This is a genomic window from Bradyrhizobium sp. PMVTL-01 (assembly GCF_051861855.1).
Classification (GTDB): Bacteria; Pseudomonadota; Alphaproteobacteria; order Rhizobiales; family Xanthobacteraceae; genus Bradyrhizobium.
In genome coordinates this window covers 5,726,404-5,737,221 of the sequence record NZ_CP193982.1, presented here as the reverse complement: position 1 = coordinate 5,737,221, position 10,818 = coordinate 5,726,404, and the positions used below count along the sequence as shown (strand labels likewise).

Genomic DNA, 10,818 nt, shown 5'->3' with positions numbered 1-10,818 from the left:
ACTTCCAGCACGTCGCCAGGCTCGGCGCCCTCGATGGATTGGCCCGGCGAGAAGGTGTGCGGTCCCGGACCACGGAAGGCACTTGCCAGCACCTCCGCATGTCCGGGAACGGTGTTAAAGCCGAGCGCGGCGGAGCCGTCGATGCTGCTGCTCGACGAGCCCGTCTCCGGCATGAACGCCTCGGAAACGCACCGGTTCGTCGAATTGATCCGCAGCATTCGCGACCGCGGCATCACGGCGTCGCTCTCACCTGTCTGCCACGAATCCCGCGCGGATCGAACGTCGCTCGCGCTCAGGCGAGGAATGCGCCCGTGACGGGACGAAAGCGCGCGTCTTGGGCTGAACGCGCGATCCGTCGATCACCTCGAGCCGGCCGCAGCGGTTCAGCGTGTGCAGCTTCCGGCCGGGCCATAACGGTCCGGGCTTGAGGGAGCGGCGGACGATCTGTTTGAACGTCGTCGGTGATAGTTCGATAATTTCCGCCAGCGCCAGCCCCGCGCCGTAGGCTTCGGCGCAGTCCTGCACCGGGCGCCACAATTTGCGATCGATGGTGACGAAGTTCCCTGCCGGTCGCGCGCTGGCGCGATCGATCATAACAGGGTTGCTGGCATGCGGCCGCCAGGGGCCGAGCAGGTGCTCGGCGTAGTAGATCGCAAGCGAATCCGAATAGCCGCCGGTGCCGTCGCGCCAGGCGCCGAACAGATAGGAGAGGCCGTTGTGCCGTGTGATCGTCGCATCGGCGAGCTCGAGGCCTGACAGCAGGGTCGCGTGCCGCTCCCACTTGTCCGGAAACCGCACGCATTTGTAGAGGGCGACGTCACCGTTGAGCGAGCTCTCCGGGATCATCCACAACTCGCCACCATCCTCGATCAGGAAGGGATAGGAGAGGTGCCAGGGCTCTTCGAGCACCGGCATGACCTCACCGATCGGCCCGCTGTCGCCGAATTCGATGGCCGAGATGATTCCCTTGCCGACGCGGTGATCGAGATCCTCGAAGAAGACGAATGTTCGTCCGCGCCAGGTGATGGGGAAGGGATCGGCGTAGAAATGATTTCCGGGATCGCCGAGCACGTTCCAGCCTGGCCCTGAGAGATCTCCCGTCTGCCAGACGCCTGCATCGTCGTTGAAGCGCCACCCGACGTGCCAGTGTGGGGCGTAGCAGCAGAGGCGATAGATCTCCTTGGCGATCGACATGGCGAGGCCGCGGGCAACGTAACCAGCCGGGCCGCGCTGGCTCGTCGTCGTGGCGGGATGGGCAAGCTGCGGCACGATTCGCGGCCGTCCCGACAGGATCGCGGTCACCATGGTCATGGTCCGCGCCATCACGGTTTCGAGCGCGCCGCTGAGACCGGCCGCCATCTCGCCGGATGGGTGACCGCGATCGAGGATTGCTCCGTCGACCTCGTTGACGATCTCGATGACGGGCAGGTCGCCGGCGAGAATGGCGGCGAGTGCGGCGTTCTCGCCTGAGACTCCGTTGAACCGCGGACGGAGATATAGCCGGGCAGGACAGTTTGGGTCTCGCACTCCGCCCGTGAAATCGACGATCACGTCGGCCGTGCCGGTGCGAGTCTGTGTTCGCTCCGGAATGATCTTCAGCCTGGAGGCGGCGCCGTGTTTGCCCTTGTGCAGCACGATGCGTTCGAGCTCGAACAGCATGTCCAGACCTGCGAACCGCGGCTCTGCGGTCGCCGTCCAGGCGATTTGAACGGGAACGTCGCGCCCGTCGATCGACAGCGTCTCGCGGTCCATCCAACGCCGCGCATGCTCAATTTCACAGCGAAACTCGATGATCATGTCGAGCCCATCTAGTCCAACCTGTCAGGTCAAATGACTTGGCCGAGAATTCGAACGTATTCCTCCACCATGGCGTCTACCGAATAGCGCGACCTCAGGCCTTTGGCGTTTTGTCGCAGCTCATCGCGCAAGGGTTGGTCGGTCAGCAGTTTCGAGACGGCCGTCGACAGCTTCGCATGATCGGCGGCATCGACGAACAGTGCGGCCGGCTTTCCTTCGAAGGACAGCACCTCGCGCAGCACCGGAAGATCGGTGACGACGGAGGGAACGCCGGCGCTCGCGGCCTCGACCGCAGCGAGGCCGAAGGTCTCGGCCTGCGTCGGAAACACGAAGACGTCGAGACAGGCGAGAAAGTCCGCCATCCGGCGCGGCGTGATTTCGCCGAGCAGATGCAACCGGTCCGCTACTTTCAAATCATCCGCAAGCCGCCGCAACCGGGCCTCGTCGGCGCCCTGACCGGCCAGCGCAAGCTGCCAGGACGGCTGCTCCGGCAACAGACGTATCGCCGCATCGAGCCGCTTGTGCGGGTGCAGCCGCGCGGCGCAGCCGAGCAGGGTGCAGTTTTGCGGCAGGTTGAAGTTCGCGCGCGCAGCCTCTCCGGAGAGGGTGGGGGCCTTGTCGTCGAAGCCGTGCGGGACATGCACCATGCGCGAGCGGTATGCCGCGGGGTAGCGCAAATATTCGCGTTGCATGTCCTGCGAATTGAGGGTGATGCGGTCGAAGAAGCCGAGGCTGCCCATGACGATGTCGGCCGTGCGCACCGGCCGCGTCATCGACAGCGCGGACGAGACCTGGTTGGCGACGACGGGTGCGCGACTGACGAGACGTGATACGGCTGCACCGATGACGTTGCCGAAATGCTGGAAGGTCAGAACCGCATCGGGCCTTGTGGTCCTGATATGACGGCCGAGCGTCCACAGCATCCGCAAGAGTGCCAGCGGGTTTCCCGGCCGGCGCGCCGCGCAATAGAGTGTATCCGGCGGTTCGTCGAAGGACTTCGATTTGCGGAAGAAGAACAGGTTGCTGACGCGGTAGCCGCGCGCGGCGAGACCGGCGCCAAGCAGCCTGGAGATCTCCTGCGCACCGGCGTTCTCGGCCTGGGTCTGGACGAGAAGCACGTGCGGCATCGCTGCACCGCTGTCTGGACTTGCGAGTGCTGCTGCGGTGGACGGCAGCTTCGGTGCATCGCCCAGTTCTGCGCCTGGTGGGTAATGGAGCACGAAGGCCGACCTGCTAATGAAACGTTCACCGTCTTAACCCCGTACCTATCATGCGAGCATCTCGCGGACACCGACTAGCAACAAACGGAGTTAATGCGCGCAGCGCAGGAACGGCGTCGAGCAAACGGGACTTCCACCGGTTTCGTCACGGCGTGACGCGCGCGTTAACCAATGGTGAGGGTCGCGCGAGGGGCGGGTAACCGCCGATTAACCATAGATATTTACGGTGGAGCAGGCCACTGAACAGTGTTCGCCAGTTGAATCCGAGTAAAGTCCATGACGTTCGGTCGCCGCGCAGACCCGACAAGTTCCGGATCGACCGATGTCGCCGCGTCGTGGCAGTCTGGGACCGCATCGACCGACAAGCCTCGCGGAACGGCCGCGCGTCTTGGCGGCCTGCTCACGGCCGCAGGCGCGTTCTCCTTCCTTCGCGACAATGCTCGCCGCATCCTGACGCTGGCGCTGGCGATCTTCGGCCTCGGCGTCGTCGTTCTCCTGGTGATCCCGGCTCGATTTGCCGCGACCGCGCTGGTCGTCGTCGATCCCCGCGAGCAGCGCGTGACTGCGGACCAGGACGTTCTGCCCGGCATCGGGCAAGATAGCGCCGCACTGCAGAGCCTCGTCGAAGTGGCGAAGTCTGATGGTTTCCTCAAGCCCCTGATCGAGCAGCTCAAGGTTCGCGACGACGAGGATATTTCCGGGGGGCACACCGACCCTGCGCGCTTGCTCGAGCGGTTTCGCAACCGTCTCGATATTTCACGGCGCGGGCTCACCTACGTCATCGCCATCCGCTTCACCTCCAACCGGTCGGAGCGGGCGGCCTATTATGCCAACGCGATCGCCGAGGCGTTCGTCGCCAGCCAGAGCCGCATCCGTAGCGAGGCGACTGATGAAGCCGCCGACTGGCTGAGTGGACGGCTCAAGACATTGAGCGACCGGCTGAAGGCATCGGAGGACGCCGTCGCCGCGTTCAAGCTCGAGCACAGGATCGTCAACGCCGGCAGGGATTCCACGACCCAGCAATTGCGCGTGACCGAGCTGTCGCAGCAGGTTGCCGCCGCCCGGGCCCGGACCGAAGAGGCGAAGGCCCGCTACGAGCAGGCGCAGCGCGACGTGAAGGCGAATGTCGAGGCGCCCGCCAAGCAGGATCTCCTGAGCGCGCTGCGCGCCCAGCGATCGGCCCTCAACGACCAGATTGCGCAGAAGCGGGCGGTGCTCGGCGATCGCCATCCCGATCTCGTGATGTCGTATAGCCAGCTGAACGATCTCAACAGGCAGATCGAGGTCGAGCGGGCCATGGGCGTCGATACCGCAAAGTCGGAATACGAGTCCCAGCGCGATCAGCAAAAGGCCCTCGAAAGCCAGATGAAGGCGGCTGAATCGCAGCTCCTTGTCGATGGCCAAGCCCTGGTGAAGCTCCGGGAGCTGCAACGCGACGCCGAGGCCAACAGGAATATCTACGAGCAGTTCCTTTCGCGCTCCAAGACGACGAACGAGCAACGCCTCTTGCAGAGCTCCCAGACCAAGGTGGCCTCGCCCGCCATTCCGCCGCTGCGCTCGACCCTGCCGCCGCTGCCATTGTTGCTCGCCGCTCTCGCGATCGGCTCGCTGCTGGCATCGACGGCGGTCGTTGCCGCGACCGCGCGCGGATCCGACGAGCCCGCTGAAGAGGTTCGTGCCACCGATCCGGCGCCGCGCCAGCCCGCGGCTTGGCCGCGCCCGCCGGTGTGGGCCCGCATTCCCGACCTGTTGCCCGGCGATGCGCCCAGAAACATCTGGCAGAGCCCGGTGTCCGCGACAGCCGAGCTCGATCTCGGTCCGCATCTGCGTCCGGTGTTCGACAGGCTGGAGAGGCTCCCGGGAGCGAGGGGCAAGGTCGTGCTCGTGATGTCGGTCGGCAAGCGTGCCGGCGGCAACACCGTCGCGCGATCGCTGAACCGGTGGGCGGTGAACAGGGGGAAGCTGAGCGTCCTGATCCGAGTGGAGCCTGACCTCGGCGGTGCCGGGACCGGTCTTGCCAAGGGACAGGCCGACGGTGTGAGCATCGCGAACGTCCGCAGCGTCGATGCGCTTCTGGGCGCGAGCAGGAACGCCGAGCCGCTGCCTGCGGATGACATTCGCTCGGAGTTCGATCTGATCCTCATTCATGCGACCTCGCTGGCGCTGCAGCCGGAGGCGGCGGCGCTTGCCGCGCATGCCGATCTCGTCATGCTGGTTGCGCGCGACGACGTGGTCGATTCAGCCGCAATGCGCCGGACAACGGCCGCACTCTCGGGCTTCGGTGGTGTGCCGACCGGGATCGTCGTCAATCATGTGCCGGCCGATCCGGCGACTGCGCGACGTCGGGGGGAAGTGCTGGGCCTCGCCGGTTGATCGGCGCCTACTCGCCGGGCTCGGCAGCGCGGACAGCATAGGCGCGGCGCTTCCATGCCGAGAAGCGCAACAACGCCAGAATGGATGGATCCACGCCGGTTCGCCGCCGGCAGAGGATGTTGAGCGCGATGGTCGCAAGCGCTAGCGAGGCGGTCGCCGAGATCGCGGCGCCAAGCACGCCCAGCCAGGGGATCAGGACGAGGAATCCGACCAGCCGCAGCGCGACATTCGCGGCGACGACGGGGACATAGATGCGCTCGTGACCGGTCAGCTGCAGGATCGCCGCAGAAGGACCGCCCGCTGCTTGAACGGCCGTTCCGATCGCGAGCACGATCAGGACCCAGTGCTGTGCCGCGAAATGAGGCCCGAACAGATTGAGAAGATGTGGACCGCCGACCCAGATCAGCAGCAGTCCGCTGACCACGCAGAACGCGGTCACTTCCGCCATGAGCTTCAACGTTCGCTCGAACTCCCGATGGTTCTTGCTGAAGTACAGCGAAGGAAGGCGGCGTGCGCCAAAACTGTACAGGGCAGCCGACAGCATGGCGAAGATGTTGGCGAGGCGGGAGGCGGCGAAATAGATTCCGGCCGTTGCCGGATCGAGCATCCAGTGGACCAGAATGACGTCGAAAGACTGGTTTGCCGCCTCCAGGATGGACGCGATCCAGAAATGAAGTGCGCTCGATCTCCAGCGCGACGTCTCGGACCGGGCCACCGTGCCCCGAAAATCCGGGAGGGCTTGTGCAACGGCAGCGATCTGCGTGACCAGACCAATCGACATCGCGATCGTTATCACGGCGATCAGTTCGGCAGGATCGAGCTGTCGGTGGCCGAACAAGACGGCGAGCAGGAACAGGACGACGGCGACCCGCCAGAAGAATTCCCTGTTTCCTTCCCCCATGAGAATGCTGACCAGCGAGCGTGCGACCTGGCTGCCGAGCATCAGTCCTGCGCTCACCGCGGTGTAGGCGGACACCGCGACGATCAGCAGCCATCCATCGCCTCTCATGCTCGCCACGATCGCGATCGCGCCGATCGCAACCAGCATCGCGACGGCCGATACCCCCAGGCTCGATAGCAACACGCCCTTGGTCAGATCGGGCCGATCTTTCACCCGGTACTCGTTCAGGAAGCGCACCAGAAGCGATTCCTGCCCGACCAGCCCCACGACGGCCGCGATCTGGGAAACCGAGAGCCAGGTCGCAAAGATGCCGAATCCATCCGGCGACATTGTTCGCGCCGCCAGCGAGAACAATGCAAACGCAAGCGTGCCGCTACCAACCTTGAGGAGGATGGTCCCGACGACACCGCGCGTTACATCACGCCGCAGAAACTGGAGGATTGTTTCGATCATTGAGGTCTAAGGGGCAACTTCCCCTGAAGGAACGCATTACGATATCGGCGGCAGCCTAGCATGTCGAAAAAACCCCGAGGGTTAATGGACCCTCCGAAGCCGTGGATCGCAACCGATGCCCGTGGAACGTCCGCTGCGCCAGGATGAAATACCTTCGTCCGGATTGTCCCAGATAGAGAGCTTGGTTCGTATCGTTACCGAATTCTTAACAGGGCGTGGGGGACTCGGACGTGGAGGCCGACCCGCGCTAGCGAACAATTAACCGCGTTGAAGCAAGGTCGGCCCATGGCCAGCCTACAGAGCGATGCCGACTCCGGGGTACCCGAGAGCGCGATCTGGCACACGCGCAGCGTTGGCATCCAGAGGATTGCCAGCGCCGCAATCCGCTGTTCGATCACCGTCAATGTCATGGCGTCGATGGGCACCCTCAACCCGGGGCTGCTGCCGGCGGAGTTGACCTATCTGCAGCAGGCCGCCGCGATCCTGATGTGGGGCGTCTTGATCTATGCAAGCGCGTTCGTGCCGCCGCGCCTGCGTCTGCAGTTCAACCCCGATATGATCGTGCTGGTCGCGTTCTACGGCTTCGCCGTCACCTCGGTGTTCTGGTCCAGCCTGAATGTTGCCGCGCTGATGAAGAGTGCGGCGCTCGCGATGACGACCTTTGGCGCCTTCTGCCTCGTCACGCGCATCGACCTGGACGAGATTGTAGGAGCCACGGCCCTAGGACTCTTCGTCCTGGTCGCCGCATCGGCCTTCTTTGCGGTCGCTGTTCCCGACATCGGGATCGATCACAGCTGGATGCACAGCGGTCAATGGCAGGGCATCTATGAATCGAAGCAGACTCTTGGTTTCGTCGGCGCCTATCTGATGTTCTTTGCGTGCTATCTGAAGATGAGGGGGCAGGCGTGGCCGGCCTTCCTCGCGGCATTCCTTCTGGCGTCGACATGCGTCCTTGCCTCGGAATCGCGAGGTGCCGGTGCGGTCGCGCTGGCCGCCTGCGCGCTGCTCGTGACCTCGATGTGGTCGGTCACCTGCATGCGGCTTTATGCGGTGCTGCCGTTGGTCATGTGCCTGGCGGCCGGCGCGCTGTTCCTCTATTTCTACACGACCGGATACGATGCAATCCACATCGGCGACGCGAGCATCGACTTTACCGAGCGGACCTTCATCTGGCACTACGCGATAAGCCATTTTGACGATGCCCCGCTGCTCGGATTCGGGATCAACGGCTTCTGGACGATTCCGTCGATCTACGATTATTTCGAGCAGAACCACAGCTGGGTGCTGGACAATTATCACAGCGGCTACATCGCCATCCTGATCGAGACGGGATTCCTCGGGTATATGCTGTTCGCAGGAAGCGTCCTTCTGTTCTCGAACAAGATGCTCCATCTTATCTCCGCACAGTCGATCGATCGGTCGCACTGCGCCCTCATCATCGGATTTGTCGTTCTGAGCTTCCAGACCAATTTCACGGAGACGACATTCCTTCGCTCGACGATGTTCACGTCGGTGCTGCTGGTCGGGTTCTTCTTTGCGACGTGTAGACCGGTACGACAGACAGATTTCTAGCCTCTGGAATGGAAGCAGATGACCTTCATCCGTGCTCGCTGGCCGAAGAGTCTCAATCTTGCGGCGGGCTTTCTCTTCGTCGCGGCGCTCTGCTCTCCATCTGTCGGTGCCGCGCAGGCTTCCAATGGTGTGCCGAAACTGGGGCGCGGCATCAATGTTCTCGGCTACGACGGGATCTGGGAAGGCGGTCAGAATGCGCCGTTCCGCCTCGACAATCTGACGGCCATCAAGAAGGCCGGGTTCGCGCATGTCAGGATCAATTTCTTCGGCTTCAAGTTCATGGGGCCGGGTAATGTCCTGGACGAGATCGTCCTGAGGCGGCTTGATGCCGTCATCGAGGAGGTTCTCGCGCGCAATCTCGTTCCCGTTCTCGACGAGCACGATACCCATGTCTGCCAGAGTGACGTGGCTGGATGCGTGGAAAAGCTGAAGGCGTTCTGGCGGCAGATCGCCGAGCGTTATACCGGCAAGTATCCGAGACTGGTTTTCGAGGTCTTGAACGAGCCGGGCGGACGGATGACGTCGGCCGAGTGGAATTCGCTGCTCAACGAATGCCTCGGAATCATCCGCCACACCAACCCCGTGCGGCCGATCGTTGCCGCCGTTCTCAACGTCGATGACAATCCGGTCGAAGAGCTGGTTCTGCCGGCCGACGACCGGAACCTCATCGTCACCTTTCACTATTACGCGCCCTTGCGGTTCTCGCATCAGGGAGCACCGTGGTCCCCGACGTTCTCGCGGATCGGTCCGCTGGATTGGGGCTCACAGGATGACGAAGCGCGGGCCGCGGCCGATTTCGGGAAGATCAGCCTCTGGGCAGAGAAAGAGAAGCGCCCGGTCTATCTCGGTGAGTTCGGCGTGTACGAGCGCGCGCCAACCGATAGTCGCGCGAGATACCTGTCGTACGTGGCGAGAAGCGCCGACCGGCTCGGCTGGTCATGGGCCTATTGGCAGTTCGACCATGATTTCGCCGCCTTCGACAGCGCGCGCCAGGCCTGGAAGGCGGACATCCTGCGAGCGTTGATCCCGCCTTCGCGTTAGAGAGGCATGCTGGGCGGTCAAACCTCGAAAGTCCCTGGTCGGAAGATCGTCGCGTTCGAGTAGGGCGACGGTTGGATGACCGCGAAGACCGCGTCGGCAACCCTGCGTGGCACGAGCCTCGGACGCCTTATCGGTCGCGCCTGCCGCTGCGGTGGCTGGTTCATCCAGTAAGGATGTTGGTTCAATGCCCGGCTGATGAAGATCCGGCCCGACGCCGGGCGGCACGGTTTGCGCGGATCTGCCATCGCCAAATGCGCCGTTGCGCGAAGAGCCAATCGTTTGAATTAGCTAGTCCCCGGAAACGTCCAAGAACACGCCGGAAATGGCGTCGACCGACAGAGGCCCATGCTCGAGCAAGGTGCGGGCCTTTGCAGCGTCATCGCTTCGTGTTTGACTGGGCACTGCCGTACAGGCAAGGAAGCGCATTTTTAAATGGGAGAGCATTGATGAAGTACATCTCGCATTGGAAAATTCCGCCAAGCTCGATCGATGCAGCGATCAAGAAATTCCTGGAGACCGGCGGAGCGCCGCCCGAGGGCGTCAAGATGCTCGGGCGTTGGCATGGAATGAATGGCGAAGGTTTCGCCATCTCGGAAAGCAATGATCCCAAGGCCATGTACCAGTGGTACGCACAATGGGCGAATGTCATGGAGCTCACGGTCACTCCCTGCGTCGAGGACGCGGAAGCGGGCCCTATTCTGGCAGCGATGGCAAAGCACTGATAGCGCGCTCGGGCGAGCAATCAAAAGCTGCGCGTCGAGGGGCGCCGATGTTCCCGGGGATCGGCGCCCCATTTCTGCGCCAGAGATTGTCCGGGCCAAATCCCATGTTGCAGCAACAGGCTCGCCAATTGGCGCTCGGACAGCGCGGCGAAGGGTCAATAACGGCCCCCGTCGCTTTTCTGTTGAGCGATCCATTGGGACAGGGTTTTCGTTCTGTGTCCCAAAGTTGCTGCCGTCCGGGCGGTTCGCGCCGATGATGCGGCCGGCTTCGCCCCAGTGCTTCGTTCCGGTTGCCGATTCAAACCGGGTTTCGCCGGTGCAGCTGCTGCCGCGGCCTCTCTTTCAAGGCGCAGTTGCTTCAGCCGGGCCATCTTGTTGCGCTCGGCTTCCAGTTCGGTGCTGTCGGACAGCAGCTTCCTGGGCTGAGAACTCTCTGCCGCGACCGCGACAGCGATGACGGACATTTCGCCAAGGGCCTTGCAGGCCTCGAGCCGATGCAGTCCGTCGACCAGGACGAACTGATCATCATCGGGGCGAACGGAAATGGGAACTCGCTGTCCGATCTCCAGGATGCTTTCCGCGATCTTTTGAACGAGCCCGGGGTCGAGCGTCTTTTTGCTCTTGGTCGGAACGCGAATTTTGTCGATCGACAAGCTTTCCGCCTTGGGCATAGCTTCTGCTCCGGCACTCTCGATCCCGTCGCCGCGCGGCGAGGCGAGGGATGCGGCTATCCTAGGAG

Annotated in this window: 8 protein-coding genes and 1 pseudogene; 5 read left to right on the top strand and 4 right to left on the bottom strand. The window is 63.3% G+C overall.

Features of this window, described 5'->3' with window-relative positions; genetic code table 11:
• Positions 1 to 126 precede the first annotated feature (126 nt).
• A pseudogene (locus ACRQ5Q_RS27910) lies at positions 127 to 246 on the top strand (ABC transporter ATP-binding protein); the annotation flags it as partial.
• On the opposite strand, the gene ACRQ5Q_RS27905 reads toward ACRQ5Q_RS27910, so the two are convergent.
• The gene (locus ACRQ5Q_RS27905; protein WP_439393132.1) at positions 247 to 1,797 is read right to left on the bottom strand and encodes a glucosamine inositolphosphorylceramide transferase family protein; all 1,551 of its coding nucleotides are present in this window, start codon (positions 1,795 to 1,797) and stop codon (positions 247 to 249) included.
• Between the two features lie 29 nt (positions 1,798 to 1,826).
• On the bottom strand, positions 1,827 to 3,017 hold the full coding sequence (locus tag ACRQ5Q_RS27900; RefSeq protein ID WP_439393131.1) for a glycosyltransferase family 4 protein: 1,191 nt from the start codon (positions 3,015 to 3,017) through the stop codon (positions 1,827 to 1,829).
• 276 nt (positions 3,018 to 3,293) lie between these two features.
• On the opposite strand from ACRQ5Q_RS27900, the gene ACRQ5Q_RS27895 reads away from it, so the two are divergent.
• A complete protein-coding gene (locus tag ACRQ5Q_RS27895) occupies positions 3,294 to 5,390 on the top strand; it encodes a GumC family protein (RefSeq protein ID WP_439393130.1) in 2,097 nt (698 codons plus the stop codon).
• Positions 5,391 to 5,397: 7 nt separating this feature from the next.
• Here the strand turns inward: ACRQ5Q_RS27895 and ACRQ5Q_RS27890 are convergent, their stop codons facing one another.
• Positions 5,398 to 6,744, bottom strand: coding sequence for a lipopolysaccharide biosynthesis protein (locus ACRQ5Q_RS27890; protein WP_439393129.1), 1,347 nt, complete (start codon positions 6,742 to 6,744; stop codon positions 5,398 to 5,400).
• 285 nt (positions 6,745 to 7,029) lie between these two features.
• On the opposite strand from ACRQ5Q_RS27890, the gene ACRQ5Q_RS27885 reads away from it, so the two are divergent.
• From ACRQ5Q_RS27885 to ACRQ5Q_RS27875, 3 genes are all read left to right on the top strand, one after another.
• Positions 7,030 to 8,316 (top strand): O-antigen ligase family protein, encoded by a 1,287-nt coding sequence (locus tag ACRQ5Q_RS27885; protein WP_439374497.1) that lies wholly within the window; start codon positions 7,030 to 7,032, stop codon positions 8,314 to 8,316.
• Positions 8,317 to 8,334: 18 nt separating this feature from the next.
• Positions 8,335 to 9,357: a glycoside hydrolase family 5 protein gene (locus tag ACRQ5Q_RS27880; protein WP_439374498.1), complete on the top strand. Its 1,023-nt coding sequence runs from the start codon at positions 8,335 to 8,337 to the stop codon at positions 9,355 to 9,357.
• Positions 9,358 to 9,803: 446 nt separating this feature from the next.
• On the top strand, positions 9,804 to 10,079 hold the full coding sequence (locus ACRQ5Q_RS27875) for a DUF3303 domain-containing protein (RefSeq protein ID WP_439374499.1): 276 nt from the start codon (positions 9,804 to 9,806) through the stop codon (positions 10,077 to 10,079).
• Positions 10,080 to 10,234: 155 nt separating this feature from the next.
• Here ACRQ5Q_RS27875 and ACRQ5Q_RS27870 read toward each other — a convergent pair whose 3' ends face one another.
• Entirely contained in the window at positions 10,235 to 10,750 is a 516-nt protein-coding gene (locus ACRQ5Q_RS27870) for a ParB N-terminal domain-containing protein (RefSeq protein WP_439374500.1), read from the bottom strand.
• Positions 10,751 to 10,818 lie beyond the last annotated feature (68 nt).

Coding starts and splice junctions, on each gene's coding strand:
- ACRQ5Q_RS27895 (WP_439393130.1), top strand. CDS start 3,294: ATGACGTTCGGTCGCCGCGCAGACCCGACAAGTTCCGGATCGACCGAT.
- ACRQ5Q_RS27905 (WP_439393132.1), bottom strand. CDS start 1,797: ATGATCATCGAGTTTCGCTGTGAAATTGAGCATGCGCGGCGTTGGATG.
- ACRQ5Q_RS27890 (WP_439393129.1), bottom strand. CDS start 6,744: ATGATCGAAACAATCCTCCAGTTTCTGCGGCGTGATGTAACGCGCGGT.
- ACRQ5Q_RS27880 (WP_439374498.1), top strand. CDS start 8,335: ATGACCTTCATCCGTGCTCGCTGGCCGAAGAGTCTCAATCTTGCGGCG.
- ACRQ5Q_RS27870 (WP_439374500.1), bottom strand. CDS start 10,750: ATGCCCAAGGCGGAAAGCTTGTCGATCGACAAAATTCGCGTTCCGACC.
- ACRQ5Q_RS27875 (WP_439374499.1), top strand. CDS start 9,804: ATGAAGTACATCTCGCATTGGAAAATTCCGCCAAGCTCGATCGATGCA.
- ACRQ5Q_RS27885 (WP_439374497.1), top strand. CDS start 7,030: ATGGCCAGCCTACAGAGCGATGCCGACTCCGGGGTACCCGAGAGCGCG.